12 protein-coding genes are annotated in these 17,088 nt (G+C 66.5%); 7 read left to right on the top strand and 5 right to left on the bottom strand.

Going from position 1 to position 17,088, the window contains the following annotated elements:
* Positions 1–8: 8 nt before the first annotated feature.
* Both prpF and RT697_RS00345 read left to right on the top strand, forming a co-directional pair.
* Positions 9–1,193 (top strand): 2-methylaconitate cis-trans isomerase PrpF, encoded by a 1,185-nt coding sequence (gene prpF, locus RT697_RS00350; protein WP_313696473.1) that lies wholly within the window; start codon positions 9–11, stop codon positions 1,191–1,193.
* A 224-nt stretch (positions 1,194–1,417) separates the two neighbouring features.
* Positions 1,418–3,265 (top strand): methyl-accepting chemotaxis protein, encoded by a 1,848-nt coding sequence (locus RT697_RS00345; protein WP_313696472.1) that lies wholly within the window; start codon positions 1,418–1,420, stop codon positions 3,263–3,265.
* A 21-nt stretch (positions 3,266–3,286) separates the two neighbouring features.
* Here the strand turns inward: RT697_RS00345 and RT697_RS00340 are convergent, their stop codons facing one another.
* Both RT697_RS00340 and RT697_RS00335 read right to left on the bottom strand, forming a co-directional pair.
* On the bottom strand, positions 3,287–3,781 hold the full coding sequence (locus tag RT697_RS00340) for a PaaI family thioesterase (RefSeq protein WP_313696471.1): 495 nt from the start codon (positions 3,779–3,781) through the stop codon (positions 3,287–3,289).
* Positions 3,782–3,785: 4 nt separating this feature from the next.
* The gene (locus tag RT697_RS00335) at positions 3,786–4,583 is read right to left on the bottom strand and encodes an IclR family transcriptional regulator (protein ID WP_313696470.1); all 798 of its coding nucleotides are present in this window, start codon (positions 4,581–4,583) and stop codon (positions 3,786–3,788) included.
* A 168-nt stretch (positions 4,584–4,751) separates the two neighbouring features.
* Here RT697_RS00335 and RT697_RS00330 point away from each other — a divergent pair, with 168 nt between their 5' ends.
* From RT697_RS00330 to RT697_RS00315, 4 genes are read left to right on the top strand one after another with little or no spacing between them, the layout of a single operon-like run.
* The gene (locus tag RT697_RS00330) at positions 4,752–6,329 is read left to right on the top strand and encodes an acyl-CoA synthetase (RefSeq protein ID WP_313696469.1); all 1,578 of its coding nucleotides are present in this window, start codon (positions 4,752–4,754) and stop codon (positions 6,327–6,329) included.
* 41 nt (positions 6,330–6,370) lie between these two features.
* The gene (locus RT697_RS00325) at positions 6,371–7,516 is read left to right on the top strand and encodes a MaoC family dehydratase N-terminal domain-containing protein (protein WP_175122412.1); all 1,146 of its coding nucleotides are present in this window, start codon (positions 6,371–6,373) and stop codon (positions 7,514–7,516) included.
* A gap of 30 nt (positions 7,517–7,546) precedes the next feature.
* Positions 7,547–8,791 (top strand): CoA transferase, encoded by a 1,245-nt coding sequence (locus tag RT697_RS00320; protein ID WP_313696468.1) that lies wholly within the window; start codon positions 7,547–7,549, stop codon positions 8,789–8,791.
* Positions 8,792–8,833: 42 nt separating this feature from the next.
* Positions 8,834–9,799: a tripartite tricarboxylate transporter substrate binding protein gene (locus RT697_RS00315; protein ID WP_313696467.1), complete on the top strand. Its 966-nt coding sequence runs from the start codon at positions 8,834–8,836 to the stop codon at positions 9,797–9,799.
* A gap of 94 nt (positions 9,800–9,893) precedes the next feature.
* On the opposite strand, the gene RT697_RS00310 is transcribed toward RT697_RS00315, so the two are convergent.
* Positions 9,894–11,312 carry an MFS transporter gene (locus RT697_RS00310; protein WP_313696466.1) on the bottom strand — a complete coding sequence of 473 codons (1,419 nt, stop codon included), beginning with the start codon at positions 11,310–11,312 and terminating at the stop codon, positions 9,894–9,896.
* A 145-nt stretch (positions 11,313–11,457) separates the two neighbouring features.
* On the opposite strand from RT697_RS00310, the gene RT697_RS00305 reads away from it, so the two are divergent.
* On the top strand, positions 11,458–12,360 hold the full coding sequence (locus tag RT697_RS00305; protein ID WP_313696465.1) for a LysR family transcriptional regulator: 903 nt from the start codon (positions 11,458–11,460) through the stop codon (positions 12,358–12,360).
* Between the two features lie 54 nt (positions 12,361–12,414).
* Here RT697_RS00305 and RT697_RS00300 read toward each other — a convergent pair whose 3' ends face one another.
* Together RT697_RS00300 and RT697_RS00295 are read right to left on the bottom strand one after the other, a co-directional pair.
* On the bottom strand, positions 12,415–13,929 hold the full coding sequence (locus RT697_RS00300) for an argininosuccinate lyase (RefSeq protein ID WP_313696464.1): 1,515 nt from the start codon (positions 13,927–13,929) through the stop codon (positions 12,415–12,417).
* Between the two features lie 483 nt (positions 13,930–14,412).
* Positions 14,413–17,058 carry an autotransporter domain-containing protein gene (locus RT697_RS00295; RefSeq protein WP_313696463.1) on the bottom strand — a complete coding sequence of 882 codons (2,646 nt, stop codon included), beginning with the start codon at positions 17,056–17,058 and terminating at the stop codon, positions 14,413–14,415.
* Positions 17,059–17,088 lie beyond the last annotated feature (30 nt).

Below are 17,088 nucleotides of genomic sequence, written 5' to 3'. Positions count from 1 at the left end.
ACCGATACATGGCACATGCTCCTCAAACCAAAATCGCCGCCACCTACATGCGCGGCGGCACCAGCAAAGGCGTGTTCTTCAAGCTGGACGACCTGCCGGAATCGGCCCGCGTGCCGGGCGCCGCGCGCGACGCGCTGCTGTTGCGCGTGATCGGCAGCCCCGATCCCTACGGCAAGCAGATCGACGGCATGGGCGCCGCCACGTCCAGCACCAGCAAGACCGTCATCGTCGCCAAGAGCACGCGTCCGGATCACGACGTGGACTACCTGTTCGGCCAGGTCTCCATCGACCAGCCGTTCGTGGACTGGAGCGGCAATTGCGGCAACCTGTCCGCCGCGGTCGGCCCCTTTGCCATCACCAATGGCTTGGTCGACCCCGCCCGCGTTCCGCAGGACGGCATCGCGGTCGTGCGGATCTGGCAGGCCAACATCCAGAAGACCATCGTCGCGCACGTGCCGATCACCGGCGGCGCGGTGCAGGAAACCGGCGACTTTGAACTGGACGGCGTGACCTTCCCGGCCGCCGAACTGCGTCTGGAATTCATGGACCCGGCCGAAGAAGGCGACGGCGGCTCCATGTTCCCCACCGGCAACCTGGTCGACAACCTGGAAGTGCCGGGCGTCGGCACGTTCAAGGCCACGATGATCAACTCGGGCATTCCGACGATCTTCCTGGAAGCCGATGCGCTGGGCTACAGCGGCACGGAACTGCAGGACGCCATCAACGGCGACACCGCCGCGCTGTCGCGCTTTGAGACCATCCGCGCCCACGGCGCGCTGCGCATGGGCCTCATCAAGGACCTCGCCGAAGCCGCCAGCCGCCAGCACACGCCCAAGATTGCGTTTGTCGCCCCGCCCAAGGAATACGTTTCGTCCAGCGGCAAGAAGATCGGCACGAGCGACATCGACGTGCTGGCGCGCGCGCTGTCCATGGGCAAGCTGCATCACGCCATGATGGGGACCGCGTCGGTCGCCATCGCCACGGCGGCGGCGGTGCCGGGCACGCTGGTGAACCTGGCGGCCGGCGGCGGCGAGCGCGACAACGTGTGCTTTGGTCACCCGTCCGGCACGTTGCGTGTCGGCGCGCAGGCGCAGTTGGTGGATGGCGATTGGAAAGTGACCAAGGCCATCATGAGCCGCAGCGCGCGGGTGCTGATGGAAGGCCGCGTGCACGTGCCGCGCGAGGGGTTCTGACCCCGCTTTCCGCACGTTCCATAACCGCAAACGGGGCAGATTCTGCCCCGTTCACATTTCTGCAATGAAAGCGCCCCGAAAGCGCCGCGATTGATATTGCTCGATGTTCTGATTCGGCCCCCTAAAGTCGCCGCTTCCGCCTGCCGTTAGCGGATTGCGGCCGGGGATTTCCAGGCCGACTAGCAACCCGCCAACCTTCGCGTTGGCGTATCCAGTACACGAGCATGAAGATAACGTCGCTGCGCAACCGCATTTTGCTTATTACCTGCTTTACGGTGGTGGGAGCGCTTACGCTCTCGGGCCTCATCACCTACCAGATCGTGCGCGACAACATGATGTCCACCATCGCCGCGACCCTGGACGCCGTGGCGTCCGGCAACGCCAGCGCCATCGAGCGCTGGTCGGCGGACAAGGCGCAGGCCGTCGACGCCACGGCGAAGGTGGTCGAGAAAGGCGATCCCCGGGGCCTGACCAAGCTCATGGGCGAGACCAACGGCTTTCCCATCACCACCATCGGCTGGTCCGACAAGACCTTCTTTTCAACCACCAAGACCGCGGCGGATTACGATCCGACCGCGCGGCCCTGGTACAAGAGCGCCGTATCCGCCGGCAAGCTGACGATCACCAAGCCATATGGGGATTCCAGCACGGGCGTGCTCTACGTGGCGTTCACCGCGCCGATGATCCGCGGCGGCCAGACGACCGGCGTGCTGAGCGGCGCCGTGCCGCTGGATGGCGTGAAGGACATCATCAAGGCCATCCACCCCACCCCGTCCAGCAGCGCGTTCGTGCTGGGCACGGACGGTCAGGTGATTTCCCACCTGAACGACAAGCTGGCGCTCAAGCCGTCGACCGACATCTCGCCGGCCCTGACCGCCGATGCGATTGCGGTCATGGCCCGCGACGGCGCCGCCCCCGTCGACATCGCGCTGGACGGCGCGCAGAAACTGCTGAAGGCGCGCCGCATTCCCGGCACCGACTGGTATCTGGTCGTGGCGCTGGACAAGACCGAGGCCACCGTCGGCCTGACGCAGGTGTTGAATGCCACCCTGATCTCGCTGGTGGTCCTGACGCTGCTGGCCGTGGGCATCGCCAGCGTCATCACGTCGCGCGCCTTCAAGCGCCTGTCCGCCGTGCGTGACGCGATGGACACCATCGGCTCTGGCGACGGCGACATGACGCACCGTCTGGCCGTGGTCGGCCACGACGAAGTGGCGCAGATTTCGGCGTCGTTCAACGCGTTCGTGGAAAAGATCACCCACGTCATGCGCGAAGTGCGCAGCGGCGTGCATTCGATGAGCGCCGCCACGCGCGAGATCGACATGGGCAACCGCGATCTGTCGCAGCGTACGGAAACGTCGGCCGCCTCGCTCGAGGAAACGTCCTCGGCGCTGACCGAGCTGGCCTCCAGCGTGCGCCAGACCGAGGAAACCGCCGAGCACGCGACGCGCCTGGCCGACGAAGCCAGCGCGGTCGCCGCGCGCGGTGGGCAGGTGGTCAAGGATGCTGTCACCACCATGGACGAGATTTCGCAATCGTCGCGGCGCATTACCGAGATCATCCGCGTGATCGACGGCATCGCGTTCCAGACCAACATCCTGGCGCTGAACGCGGCGGTCGAGGCCGCGCGTGCCGGCGAGCAAGGCCGCGGCTTTGCGGTGGTGGCGGGCGAGGTGCGCACGCTGGCGCAACGCAGCGCGTCGTCCGCGCAAGAGATCAAGACGCTGATCGAGGCGTCGGTGCAGAACGTGAAGAGCGGCACGGAACGCGTGCAGGCCGCCGGTTCGACCATGACCGAGATCGTCGACGGCATCAACCGCGTGCAGCGGATGGTGAGCGAGATCCACGGCGCCATGGCCGAGCAGAGCACGGGACTGGGCCAGATCGACCGCTCGGTCGCCGACATGGACCAGGCCACGCAACAGAACGCGGCGCTGGTCGAGCAGTCGACGGCGGCGTCGGGGATGTTGAGCGATCAGGCGCGTGTGTTGGCCGATGCGGTTGCGCGCTTCAAGCTGCGCGAGGAAGAAGCGGCCGGCGCAGGCCGGCTGATCGCGCTGCCGCAGGGCTGATCCGGAACAGCCGGCGGCCTGTTACGCCGCCGGCGTATCTGCCGCAGGTCCGCCTGCCGCAGGATCGCCTGCCGCAGATTCACCTGCCCTCGGCGCCGGTCCGATCTGCTTGAGCACGGCAACGGCCGTCGCCACGACCTCCCCGTCCGTGCTCAATTCCCCCTGCATGAACACCAGCGACGACGTGGCCCGCACCACGCGCCCGCGCACTTCCAGAAACTGTCCTTCGCGCGCCGCCGCCAGAAAGTGCGTGTCCAGTTGCACGGTCACGCAGGCGCGCCGTCCCAGCGCTTCCCACGCGATCGCGCTGATGCCGTGGTCCAGCAGCGCGGTCAGCAATCCGCCGTGCACCACGCCTGCCGGATTCAGGTGATCCGAGGTGGTCAACAGGCCATAGGCCCAGCCATCGTCCTCCTTGCGCACCCACAACGGGCCGATCAGGCCCGCAAAGCCCGGCAGCGTGCGCTTGCGCCACCCGGGCGGGACGGCGGCGTCGTCAGCGGATTGCGTGGTCATTCGGTCAGCTCCGGGCAGCCATCAGTTGCGACAACGCGCGCGCTTCCCCCTGCAGTTCCGCCGCCAGCGATTCCACGCGCGCGGCATCGAGCTGTTCGGCCAAACCCGCAGCCACCAATGCATGCGTCAGGCGCTGATGGCTGTCGAACACCGGCACCGCGATCACGACGACGCCGTTGATGTAGTTGTTGCGGTCCACGCTGTAGCCCTGCCGCCGCACCGCGTCCACGTCGGCCTTCCACGCCGCGAACTCGGGCGCCTGATCCCAGCGCAGGGCCTTGAAGCGCCGCTCCAGTTCCTTCTCGGACAGATCCGCAAACGCGGCAACCAACCGGCCCGTTGCGCTGATCAGCGCCGGGAAGCGGCTTCCCACATCCACATGCAGGCGGAACGGCGCGTTGGAACGTGACAGCGCCAGCACCACCATGTGATCGCTGCCCGAGACCTCCACGCCGATCGCGGTAACGCTGGCCGCGTTGGCAATGCGGTCCAGCACCGGCTGCGCCAGCGCGGGAAACGGGTTGCTTTCGATCACGCTGCGCGCCAGCGTCAGCATGCCCACGCCCAGGCTGTAGCGCTTGGCGCCGGGATCGACCTTCACCAGGCCTTCTTCCACCAGGACGCGAAGAATGTGCAGGCAGGTGCTGGTCACCATGCCCAGTTCCTGCGAAATGGCCTTCAGCGTCATGGGCTCGCCGCCCCGGCCCAACAGGCGCAGGATCGCGATCGATCGCGTCACGGCCGGCACCGGCCGCACACGCGGGCCGACGGCGGCAAGTTCCGGGGTACTGGTTTCACTCATCGGTTTCTCCGTTTTTATTGCGGCAAGCATACCTTGCACCGCCCGCCTCGCGGGTCGATCCTAATGCCGCGTAATTGTCTATATACAATCAATAAACGTCATTGACAATTTATTTGGCGACGCGCATAGTGGGTTCCACAGGTTGCCGACCCACACAGGTACGACGAAATGACGAAGCTGACCGATACCCTTTCCTACGCGGACGCCCAGGCGCTCTGCTCCTCGGACAAGCTCTGGGAGCTGTTCGACGGCAACCGCGACACCATGAACATCGCGCACGAATGCATCGACCGGCATGCGGACAAGGCAGAGCCGGCGATCATCCTGGTGCGCGCCGCGGGCGGGGACGAGACCTACTCGTTCCGCCAGATCGCCGAGGAATCCTCGCGCTTCGCCCACTACCTGGTCGAGCAGGGCATCCGCGCCGGCGACCGCGTCGCCGTCATGCTGGAACCGTCGCTGCCGTTCTACGTAGCCATGTTCGGCGCCATGAAGATGGGCGCCATCGCCGTGCCGCTCTTCACGCTGTTCGGCCCCGACGGCATCCGGCTGCGCGTGCAGGACTGCCAGCCGCGCATGCTGGTGACCAACGCCGAAAAGGCCCCGCTTGCCGCCGGCGGCGAAGACATGCGTGTGGTCATCGCAGACGACGCCTTTCTCGGCACGCTGGCCGCCTATCCGCCCCACTACGAATGCCGCACGCGCGCCGACGATCTGGCCATCTTCCAGTACACGTCGGGCACGACGCGCGAGCTGCCCGACGCCGTCAAGCACACGCACCGCGCCCTGGTCACGCTGATGCTGGCCGCGCTGTACGGCACCGGCATCCGTCCCGGCGACCGCTACATGTGCCCGTCGTCGCCCGCGTGGGGTCACGGACTGTGGCACGGCACGCTGGCGCCGCTGGCGCTGGGCGTCACCATCGGCGCGTATGCCGGCAAGTTCAACGCCGAACGCCTGCTGCAGGCCTTGCAGGATCATCGTTTCACCAACATCTCGGCCGCCGCCACCCACTACCGGATGATGCGCAACAGCGGCGCGGCGGGACGCTACCGCTATCACCTGGACAAGGTGTCCTTCACGGGCGAACCCATCGACAGTGAAACGTCCGCCTTCGTCGAAGCCACCTTCGGCCGGCCCGTCTGCAGCATGTACGGCACGACGGAAATCGGCGTCTGCCTCGTCAACTATCCCGGGGCGCCGGACTTCACGGTCAAGGCCGGCTCGCTCGGCAAGCCCGTGCCAGGATTGCGCGTTGAAGTGCAGGACGCCAACGGCAAGCCCTGCGCGCCCGGCGAGACCGGCGAACTCAAGCTGTGGCGCCGCGACGCGTGGGTCGCCACCAAGGACCTTGGCCGCGTGGACGAAGACGGCTACTTCTGGCACGGCGGCCGCGCCGACGACGTCATCATCTCGGCCGGCTGGACCATGAGCGCCGTCGAGATCGAGGACGCCATCCTCAAGCATCGCGACGTAACGGAGGCCGCCGCCATCGGCGTGCCCGACCCGCTGCGCGGCCAGGTCGTCAAGGCCTTCGTGGTGTCGGCGCGCGCCGGCGACGACACCTTCGTGCAGGAAATCCAGGACGCCGTGCGCAGCCGCCTGGCGCAGCACGAGTATCCGCGGCAGGTCGTGTTCGTGGCGGAACTGCCCAAGACGCCCGCCGGAAAGATCCATCGCAGGAAATTGCGGGAGCAAGAGCTTGCGACCGCCGACACCACGCCCGCCGGCGCCGCCCACGCCTAGGGCTACCCGGCACAGGCCATCTCTCAAACCCAGGAGACATCATGCTGACCCAGACCAAGACCGAACGCAGCTTTCCCAAGATCACCGAACGCGGGCTGGACGAGCTGCGCGAACGCATCGGCGTGAAGATCGGCGCCACCGCCGAACCGTGGTGCTATGAGGCCACGCGCGACAACATCCGCCACTACGCCCACGGCATCGGCGACGACAACCCGCTGTGGTCGGACCCGGAATACGCGGCCAAAACCCAGCACGGCGGCATCATCGCCCTGCCCAGCTTCCTGTTTGCCACCAGCCGCATCGTGTCCGGTTACGTGGGCGGGCTGCCGGGCGTACACGCCATGTGGTCGGGTGCGGACTGGACCTGGCACAAGACTGTGAAGCGCAACGACATCATCTCCACCGAAGCGCACCTGAAAAACCTGATCGAACACCAGACCCGCTTTGCGGGCCGCGCCGTGCAGCAGATCTATCACGTGGACTTCTTCAACCAGGACGGCGACAAGGTCGCCGAGGCCGACAGCTGGTGCTTCCGCACCGAACGCGACCACGCGCGCGAACAGGGCAGCAAGTACGCCGAAGTCCGCGCCCGCGAGCCGCGCCGCTACAGCCCCGAGGAAATCAAGGAAGCCTACAAGCTCTACGCGCAGGAAGAAGTGCGCGGCGCCACGCCGCGCTACTGGGAAGACGTGAAGGAAGGCGAAGAACTGCCCGTGATGTTCAAGGGCCCGATGACGGTCACCGGCTTCATCGCCTTCGCGCAGGGCTGGGGCGGCCTGTACATCCGCGCCAACAAGCTGGCGTGGCAGCTCATCGACGCGCATCCGGGCGTGGGCATCACCAACCGCTTCGGCATTCCGGATGTGCCTGAACGCGTCCACTGGGAAGAAGACTTCGCGCTGGAAGTCGGCGCGCCCGGCGCCTACGACTACGGTCCCGAGCGCAACTCGTGGCTGACTCATCACCTGACCAACTGGATGGGCGACGCCGGATTCCTGCGCAAGTCCACGTGCAAGATCCGCCGCCACAACCCCGAGGGCGACATGCTGTTCTTCAAGGGCAAGGTGGTGCGCAAGTACGTGGAAGACGGCCGTCACCTGGTCGAGATCGAACAGGAAGCGCGCAACCAGGACGACGAGCTTTCCGTACTGGGTACCGGTGTGGTCGAATTGCCTACCCGCGCCTGACCGGCGGCAACCCCCAAGACGAGGTGGGCGATGTCTGATTCATCGGAACATGCTGCACCAAGCCCCGAGGCCCGTCCGCGGGGCGCGCTGGACGGCCTGCGCGTCATCGACCTGTCGCGCGTCCTGGCCGGCCCGCTGTGCACGCAGATGCTGGCGGACCAGGGCGCGGACGTCATCAAGGTCGAGCCGCCCGGCGGCGACGAGACGCGCACGCTGGGCCCGCCGGTCAACGAGGACGGCGACGCCGCCTACTTCACCGCCGTCAACCGCGGCAAGCGCGCCATCGGGCTGGACCTGTCCAAGCCCGCCGGCCGCGACGTGCTGCTGGCGTTGCTGGCCGACGCCGACGTCCTGATCGAGAACTTCATCCCCGGCACGATGGCCAAGTGGGGCCTGGATTACGAGGCGGACCTGAAACCCCGCTTTCCCCAGCTCATCCACTGCGCCATCACGGGCTTCGGCGATGACGGACCGCTGGGCGGGCTGCCCGGCTACGACGCCGTGCTGCAGGCCATGTGCGGCCTGATGAGCATCAACGGCGATCCGGCCGGCGGCCCCACCCGCGTCGGCGTGCCCATCGTCGATCACCTCACCGGCTACACCGCGCAGTCCGGCATCCTGCTGGCGCTTTACCACCGGGCGCGCACGGGTCTTGGCCAGCGGGTCGAAGTCACCCTCTTCGACACGGCGCTCAGCCTGCTGGTGCCGCATGCCGCCAACTGGATGCACACTGACCAGACGCCGGGCCTCCTGGGCAGCGCGCATCCCAACATCGCGCCGTATGACCGTTACGCCTGCCGCGATGGCGAGATCTTCCTGGGCGTCGTCAACGACCGCCAGTTCCGCCGCTTCTGCGACTACGCGGGCCTGCTGTCGTTGCCGGACGATCCGCGATTTGCCACCAACCGCGCGCGGCTGTCGCACCGCGACGCGTTGCGGGACGCCATCGAACACGCCCTGGCGTCGCGTTCCCGCGACGCGCTGTGCGCGGAACTGATGAAGCTTGGCGTACCCGCCGGCCCCATCAACAGCGTGCCCGAAGCCTTTGCGCAGGCGCACACCGCGCATCGCGGCATGCGCGTCGATCGCGATGGCTATCACGGCATCGGTTCCGCAGTGCGGCTGTCGCAAGCGCCCGCGCGCGTGGACCGTCTGCCGCCAGCCTATGCGCAGCACACCGTCGAAGTCCTCCGGGAGGCCGGCTTCGGCGACTCACAGATCGCGGCGTTGCAGGAACAGGGCATCCTGCCGCGATGGCCGCCTCCCAAGCCCTAGCCGCAGTCCGATGCAGCCACATATAAAAACGAGGAGACCACCATGAAGACCTTACGCCTGATCGCCGCGCTAGCGGCGCCGCTGCTGTTTGCGCAGCCCGCCGCGGCCGCCGACAGCTACCCCTCCAAACCCGTCAAGATCATCGTCCCTTACCAGGCCGGCCAAGGCACCGACGTCGCCGCCCGCTATCTGGCCGAGTACCTGGCCCGCGATCTGGGCCAACCCTTCATCGTCGAGAACCGGCCCGGCGCGGGCGGCAACATCGGCGCATCCGAAGCCGCGCGCGCCGCGCCCGACGGCTACACGCTGCTGATGGGCACCAACGGCACGCACGTGCTGAACCAGTACATGTACGCGTCCACCAACTTCGATCCGGAGAAGGACTTCGCGCCCGTCATGCTGGTCAGCTCGTTTCCGATGGTGCTGCTGACCACGCCGTCCTCGCCCTACGCCAGCCTGGCCGACCTGCGCAATGCATCGAAGGCCAAGCCCGACAGCGTCAACGTCGGCATGCCCAGCACCACCGCGCGTCTGGTGTACGAACTGCTCAAGCAACAGGGCGTCAACAGCGTCCGCGGCATTCCCTACAAGGGTTCGGCCACCGCCACGACGGATCTTCTGGGTGGCCAGGTGCAGGTCGGCATCGACACGGTCAGCGCCGCGCGCTCGTTCATCACCAGCGGCAAGCTGCGCCCGTTGGCGGTGACCTCGTTGAAGGAGTCGGCCCTACTGCCCGGCGTGCCGTCGGTGGCGGGACAAGGGCTGGATGGGTTTCAGGTGATCGCGTGGAACGGCCTGTATGCGCCGAAGGGCACGCCGCCGGCGGCGATCAAGCGATTGAATGAGGACCTGGCCAAGATCCTGGCGCGTCCGGAGGTCCGGCAAAAGCTGCTGGATCTGGGGCATGAACCGGGCGGCGGCACGCCCGAGGAACTGGCCGCGTTTGCACGCAGCGAACGGCAGAAGTGGCAACCGCTGATCGTGCAGGCGGGATTGAAGGCGGAGTGACTTCGGCGCAATTGTCAGGGTTGAGCGGCAACGCGGCGCAGGCCATTCCACTGCGCCGCGGTTGCGACCGGCAAACGCATGAACCAAAATCGCCTTACGACCGGAGTGCAGCAAGCCTCAACCCGCCAACCGCCACCGCTGCCATCGCCAGCGCGCACAACACGGCGGCCGTCACAAACGTCGCGTGCAACCCGGCCGACAGCTCAGCGGGCGCTGCATCGACCAGCACCTTCGCCCCGGCGCCCATGGCAAAGACCGCGCCCATCGCCGACGCACCTGTAATCAACCCCAAGTTGCGAGACAGGTTCAACATGCCAGACACGGCGCCGCGTTCGTTGCCGCCCGCCCCGGCCATGACCGCGGTGTTGTTGGCTGCCTGAAACAGCGCAAACCCGGCCGTCAGCACGCCCAACGCGACAACATATCCCGTCGCTCCGAACGCTTCCGACGCAATGGGCAGCATCGCCGATGCGCCCGTCATGGCCATCAGCGCGGCAAGCGTCATTGGCCGAGCGCCAAAGCGGTCCACGCAGCGTCCCGCCGGTACACCTGCCAGAGCCGCAACGAGCGGACCGCAAGACATTGCCATCCCGACGCGCATTGCGTCCAACCCCAACGCCCCGGCCAGATAGAACGGCCCAACCACCAGGGTCGCCATCATCACCGTCGCGACCAGCGCGTTGGCTGCGAAGCCGCCCGCCAACACGGGATCGGCCATCATCGCCGGCCGCACCAGCGGATGTGCCGTCCGCGACTGCACCCACGCAAACAGGCCCGCGCCGCCCGCCGCCGCCGCAAGCAGGACAACGTTGATCGTGTTGAAGCCGCCGCGTCCGAGCGTCATGGACAGCGCGTAGACCGCCAGCGTCAGCGCCAGCAGCGCACTGCCCAGCCAATCAAAACGTATCGTCTGCGGTGCGCCGCGTTGCGGATCGCGGGGCAGATACCGCCACGCCAGCCAGAGCGCCAGCAGACCCAGCGGCAGATTGACGAGAAAGATCGCCCGCCATCCCGGACCGGCGATCAGCGCGCCACCCAGCGTCGGCCCGAGCGCGGTGCCGGCGGCGGACATCGTGCCCAGCATGCCCATCGCGCTGCCCGCTCTTCCCTTCTGCGTTGCCTCACCGGCAAAAGCCATGGCCAGCGTCATCAGCACCGCCGCGCCCAACCCCTGCGCGGCGCGCGCGGCCACCAGCATCCACAGTCCGGGCGCGGCTGCGCACAGCGCGGAAGCGACGGTGAACCAAGCCATCCCGGCCAGCATCAGGCGCCGCCGGCCGATCAGGTCGCCCAGCCGACCTGCGCTGACCACGGCGGTCGTGATGGCCAGCAGATAGGCCAGCACCACCCACTGCACCGATTGAAACGAGGCGCCGAATGCCTGGGCGAACGCGGGCAGGCCTACGTTGGCGATGCTGGTGCCCAGGGACGCCAGCAGCATCGACAGGGACAGGCAGGCCAATAGCGGGAGACGGGACGGGGATGGCATTACGGGCGAAGTGGATAGCGACATGATGGCGACCGGCAAGAGGGGGAACAGAACCCCAGCGTATGCCTCTCCCATTCCTGGCGGAAGACGCAGCATTTGCAGTAAATACCTGCATGTAACGCCATGCCAAATCCCGGCGCGTTTTTAGCCGGCATGCTACGTTTGCCGCATGTCCGCGCCCGACCTCAACCTGCTCATCACCCTGGACGCGCTGCTCTCCGAAGGCAGCGTGGCCGGCGCCGCACGGCGGCTGCGCCTGAGTCCTTCCGCCATGAGCCGCGCGTTGGCGCGGCTGCGCGACACCACGGGCGATCCGCTGCTGGTGCGCGCCGGGCGCGGGCTGGTTCCCACGCCCCGAGCGCTGGCGCTGCGCGAGCAGGTCGGCGGGCTGGTCAGGGATGCGCAAGCCGTGCTGCGTCCCTCGCAAGACCTGCATCCCGCAACGCTCGTGCGCACGTTCACGCTGCGTGTCACCGATGGCTTCGTCGAGAACTTCGGCGCGCGGCTGCTCGCGCGGATCGACGACGAAGCGCCGGGCGTGCGGTTGCGCTTCATGCAGAAGCTGGACAAGGACAGCGCGCCGCTGCGCGAAGGCGCCGTGGACCTGGAAACCGGGGTGGTGGGCGAATCGGCCAGCCCCGAGCTGCGCACCCGCGCGCTGTTTCAGGACCGGTACATCGGCGTCATGCGGGCCGCCCATCCGCTGGCGCGCGGCAACGTCACGCTGACGCGGTACCTCTCGGCACGCCACATCCTGGTGTCGCGTCGCGGACGGGAATCAGGCCCCATGGATGATGCGCTGGCGCAAGCCGGCCGCGCGCGCCACATTGCCACGATTGCCGGCGGCTATTCAACGGCGCTGGCGCTCGCGCGCGAAACCGACTTGATCGCGACGGTGCCGGAAAGGCACACCACCACGCTGCGCGAGGGGATGCGCAGTTTCTCGCTGCCGTTCACGATGGCGCCCTTTACGGTGTCGATGCTGTGGCATCCCAGAATGGACGGCGATGCCGCCCATCGCTGGCTGCGTGGCATCGTGCTTCAGGCTTGCGGGACGGGCGTTCCCCGATAGGTCCGCCCAGCGAGGAACGCGCCGGCGGTGCGCGCAAATTCCGCCAGCGCGGCGTTATTGCTTGGGCGCGCTCGCCACCAGCGCGTCGAACTGCTTGTCCAGTTCCGCCAAGGAATCGCGGATGTGCGCGCGGCGCGCCTTGATCCACTTGTCCTGCGCGGCCAGCTGCTCGCGCGCCTCCCGGATCATGCGATCCATTTCCTTCGGCTGCGGACCGCCGCTGGTGGCGCGGTTCTTCACGATGGCCACGGGGTCCAGCGTCGAACGGAACTCGGCCTCGCTCATCGGCAGGTCGGCGCCGTACTTCGAGTCCTTCATCGCATCGGCATAGATGCGGCGCGCCTGTTCATACGGAAAATCCAGCGGCTTGATGTTGTTCGCCTTGGCGTACGACACGACCTCGGACGCAAAGTGATGGCCCGCGCGAAATGGCAGCTTGTACTTGTGCATCAGCACGTCCGCCAGTTCCTGCGAGGCCGTCCAGTCGCTGTTCAGCTCTTCCAGCGCGCGATCCGGACTGATGACCATGGCCTTGAGCACGCGGTCCCAGCGCTTGAGCGCCGAAATGCCGCTATCGACCATCGCGGAATTCTGCTTCACGTCCTTGGGGTCGCTCATGCCCGGCGTGATGTTGTGCGTCTGCAGGACAGGTCCCATCGCCAGCGTCACGGCCGTGGACGCGTCGCTGCGCGTGTCGTTCAGCAGGCCCGGATTGCGCTTTTGCGGCATGGCGCTGGACACATAGGTGTTGCCGCCGCCCTCCTCCAGCAGGATCCACGGACGCGACTGCGCGTATTGGGTCATCACGTCTTCGACGAAGTTGCCCGTGCGCAGCGCGATGTTGGTGACGATGGAGGCGACCTCGACGGGCTGGTCCATGGACGAGATCTGCGAGGCATCGTACGCGTTGTCGACCAGCGCCTCGAAGCCAAGATATTGCGCCATGCGCTTGCGGTCAAGCGGCCAGCTCGTGCCGTTCAGCACGGTCGTGCCCATGGGCGAACGGTCAATGCGGACGTAGGCTTCGCGGATGCGCTGCGCATCCCGCGCCAGACCGGCAGCCTGACCCAGCAGATAGTGTCCATAACTGTTGGGCTGCGCGGCCACGCCGTTGGTGTAGTTGGGCACGATGGTGCCGGCGTGCTTGGCCGCCAGTTCCACCAGCGTGGTGGAGGTGGCGCTCAACTGGTCTGCCAGATCCAGGAGCTTGTCGCGCAGGATGGCGCTGCGGTAGGTGGCGTGCATGTCCTGGCTGGAACGGCCGGCGTGCAGCAAGGTGATGTCCTCGCCGGCGGCCTTGATCAGCAGGGGTTCGAAGGTGATGACAGTGGCCGGCCGCTTGGCGCCGGGCTGGTTGCCGTCGTGGATGACTTTCGCGACGCCAGCCGCCAGGCGCGGCGCCATGGACTTGTCGAGCAGGCCTTCATCGGCGTTGATCACCGTGGTGGCCTTGTTGATTTCTCCCAGCCAGAAGAAGGGGTCGCGCGGCGGGGATTGCTGCGCAGAAGCCGCATTGCCGGCCAACGTTAACACCAGGGCGGCGCCCAGGGTCGGAAGAAACTGTCTCATGGCGTTCTCGTTATAGGGGTGACCGGACAGTGTATCGAAGCTGCTTATCCCCGGACATCCTGTATTGCACGGAGACGCCGGTTCGGATATTTCCGCATGAGACAGTGGCTTCCCTGGGTCGGTGTCAGACACCCGGGGGAGATGGCCGTCAGCTTGTGACGGCAATTCCGCGGGTGTCAGACACCTGGCAGATATTTCGTGCGGGCCAGCGGCTCGCACGGAGCGGTGTCGGACACCCGGGGAGATAGTCGTCCACTTGTGACGGCAATTCAGCGGGTGTCAGACACCTGGCGCTCCAGCGGGTGTCGGACACCTTGGCCGGCATGCCATTTCAAGGTGTCAGACACCCGTCAGCGGAGACCGCCGTATTGATACGGTGCCGCGAGGGTGTCTGACACCTTGCCAAACGAAGACAGGTCCACACGAAAAAAAAGCCGGCCTCCAAAGAGGCCGGCTTTCGCATCCGATCGAAACCGGATCGCCTTAGAAGCGCCAGCTCACGTTCACCGTGCCGGTGTTCTGACGGTTGCCGTCGCCGAACTGGCCCGAGTAAGCCAGGCCCAGCGTGGCGTTCTTGCTCATCGCCAGGTCCACGCCCACTTCCATCACGGCCGCGTCACGCGCCAGCGGGTTGCCCGCCACAGTGAACGGCTGGCTGCCGTCGAACGACATCGTGGCTTCCGGGTTGACGTCGCCGTAAGCGTGGCGCCATCCGAGCATGCCGCGCAGGCGGCCTGCGGTGTCCTTCACGTCGAACGTCGTCTGCGCGCGCAGGCCCAGCGTGGTGGTGCCCACGTTGTTGGTGCTGCTCTTGCCACTCAGCGCAGCGTCGCCGCCCGACTCCGAGAAGCCGCGAGTACGCAGGTCGCTGAAGTCGGCGCCGAAGAACGGTTCCAGCGTGACGCGGTCGTTCAACGGAATCGCGTAGCCCACGTCGGTGAAGACCTGGCCCGTGCTGGCGCTGTAGTCCGCCTTCAGCTCCTGGTACTGGCCCGCCGCGTTGATGTTGCGCTTGCTGTTGATGTCATGCCACGTGTAAGCCAGGCCAGCGGTGAAGTTGATCTTGCCCGAACCGGCTTCGAACGACTTGCCGCCGTACAGGATCGCGCTGTAGCTGTTCACGTCCGACTTGGCCGAGCGGTCGTCGACCGTGATGCGGCTGTCGGTGTAGCCGAACGCGCCACCCAGACGCCAACCGTTGCCCACGCCGTGGTCGCCGCCGACGAAGATGCCGACGTCGCGTTCACGGGACTTGGCCACGTTGCCGTTGCCGTCCATCGTGCGCCAGTTGCCGAAGGCCTGCGCCCACAGCGGCTGCGCGTTCGAACGCGGCAGCATCGAGGCGTCGCCGCGGCCGACCTGCGCCGTGGGCGGGCCGGGAATGAAACCGGCGTTCATATTGGCGCGCAGCTGTGCCGTGGGCAGGCTGGCGACGTTGTTGCTGACGTTCTGCATCGCCGACACGCTGCTGCCGAACGATTCACCGGACAGGTCGGCAAACACGCCGGCCGGGGCGCCGTTGGGCAGATTCATGACGCGCGTGTACAGCGAGCTGTTCTTGGGCAGGGTTTGCACCGCGTTCGCCGCCGAACGCTGATTGCTGGTCACGGCCAGGTCGGCGAATTCGATCGGACGGGTGCCGCCGCCGGTATTGCCGCCGTTGTCGATCGGCTTGCTGTCCGGTTCAGTCGGCACCTGCTTCAGATCGACCGTCAGCACCACGTCGTTGCCCTGATGGCTCAGCGTCGGTTGCAGATAGGCCAGGTTGCTGGACAGGCTGTCGAAGTGGCCGTTCAGATTGCCGGCGGACAGGATGGTGTAGCTCGTCGAGGGCGCATACGTGCCGCCCTCGCCGACGTGCACCACGGATCCCGCCAGATTCGCCGTGCCGGTGACGTTCACGCGGTCGCTCTTGCCGTCAATGGTGGCGTCGACACGATAGGTCGAGCCCGGATTGAACGTCAGGTCGCCATTGACCGTCAGCGTGCCGATCTGCGCGCCGGTGGGATTGACCGACATGTTCGCGCCGGGCGCGCCCATCATCATCACGTGGTTCGACGACACGGCGGTGCCCGGCGACAGGGTCGCGCCGGATTCCAGCGTGGTCATGCCGACGCTGCCGGTGCCGGCCAGCGTGCCCTTCACGGTCAGCAGGCCATTCACCTTCTTGCCGGCAAGCGTCAGCGTCTTGCCCTCTGCCACGTTCACGGCGCCGACCGTGATGGAGCCTTCGGGCGTGTAATCGGTGTTGATGTTGACCGTGCTGATGCCGCCGCCGCTGCTGGCCATCAGGCTGTGCTGATTGTCGTCGCCGATGATGGCGCCGATGACGGTGCCGCCATCGATGTTCAGCGTGGAGGCGCCGAGGCGCACGTCGCCAATGATGGAGCCCGTGTTCGTGATGACCATCGGCGAATGGGCGCCCTCGACATCGACCGCGACGCCGTTGGACAGGGTGGAAGAGCCAACAAGGGCGTTGATGTAGCCCGCGTTGACGATGCCGCCCACCACTTCAGCATTGCCGCTCACCACGACACCGCCCCAGATGTTGCCGTTGTTTTCGATGCGGCCGGTGACCACGCTTCCGAGGGAGACTTCAATCCCGTTGCCGCTCGACTGGAAAACGTTGTTGATGCTGTTGGTGGAGATGTTGCCGTTGTTGACGATGTTGCCAATGACCGTGCTGTTGTCGGTAATCGTCACACTGGAACCGATGTTTATGGTGCCGCCTGCCCGGCCGAAGATGATCTCCGGACGGTCGATTTCGCCGTTGTTGACGATGTTGCCGACAGTGCTGCCCGACACCATCACCGCGTAGACCATGCCGTTGCCTTCGTTGCGGATCGCGCCGTTCAGGGTCGAACCCGACTCAATCGTGATGGCGGCGGCGTGATATCCGCCTTTCAACAACGTGCGGTTGATGAAGTCGCCATTGCGCGTCGCGGCGTTCACCATGCGCATATAGGGATAGTTCGTCGACGACGTGTTCTCGAGATCGCCGATGATGGTGGGAAAGTCGACGCCGTCCTGCAAGTAGAACGTCTGCGCCGATGCGTGCGGCACGGCGAAGGGAGCAATACTGAGGCTCAGCAAAACGGCAATGCGGGTAAGCGGAAAGCGGCGAGACATTTTGTGTTGACCAGGTAGATTTCGTGTTTT

Source organism: Achromobacter sp. (genome assembly GCF_032113835.1).
GTDB lineage: Bacteria > Pseudomonadota > Gammaproteobacteria > Burkholderiales > Burkholderiaceae_B > Achromobacter.
This window is presented reverse-complemented; position numbering and strand designations above follow the sequence as displayed.

Excerpts from the sequence above, each read along its gene's own strand:
- RT697_RS00330 (WP_313696469.1), top strand. The coding sequence starts at position 4,752 with ATGACGAAGCTGACCGATACCCTTTCCTACGCGGACGCCCAGGCGCTC.
- prpF (WP_313696473.1), top strand. The coding sequence starts at position 9 with ATGGCACATGCTCCTCAAACCAAAATCGCCGCCACCTACATGCGCGGC.
- RT697_RS00295 (WP_313696463.1), bottom strand. The coding sequence starts at position 17,058 with ATGTCTCGCCGCTTTCCGCTTACCCGCATTGCCGTTTTGCTGAGCCTC.
- RT697_RS00325 (WP_175122412.1), top strand. The coding sequence starts at position 6,371 with ATGCTGACCCAGACCAAGACCGAACGCAGCTTTCCCAAGATCACCGAA.
- RT697_RS00305 (WP_313696465.1), top strand. The coding sequence starts at position 11,458 with ATGTCCGCGCCCGACCTCAACCTGCTCATCACCCTGGACGCGCTGCTC.
- RT697_RS00320 (WP_313696468.1), top strand. The coding sequence starts at position 7,547 with ATGTCTGATTCATCGGAACATGCTGCACCAAGCCCCGAGGCCCGTCCG.
- RT697_RS00340 (WP_313696471.1), bottom strand. The coding sequence starts at position 3,781 with ATGACCACGCAATCCGCTGACGACGCCGCCGTCCCGCCCGGGTGGCGC.
- RT697_RS00335 (WP_313696470.1), bottom strand. The coding sequence starts at position 4,583 with ATGAGTGAAACCAGTACCCCGGAACTTGCCGCCGTCGGCCCGCGTGTG.
- RT697_RS00315 (WP_313696467.1), top strand. The coding sequence starts at position 8,834 with ATGAAGACCTTACGCCTGATCGCCGCGCTAGCGGCGCCGCTGCTGTTT.
- RT697_RS00300 (WP_313696464.1), bottom strand. The coding sequence starts at position 13,929 with ATGAGACAGTTTCTTCCGACCCTGGGCGCCGCCCTGGTGTTAACGTTG.
- RT697_RS00310 (WP_313696466.1), bottom strand. The coding sequence starts at position 11,312 with ATGTCGCTATCCACTTCGCCCGTAATGCCATCCCCGTCCCGTCTCCCG.
- RT697_RS00345 (WP_313696472.1), top strand. The coding sequence starts at position 1,418 with ATGAAGATAACGTCGCTGCGCAACCGCATTTTGCTTATTACCTGCTTT.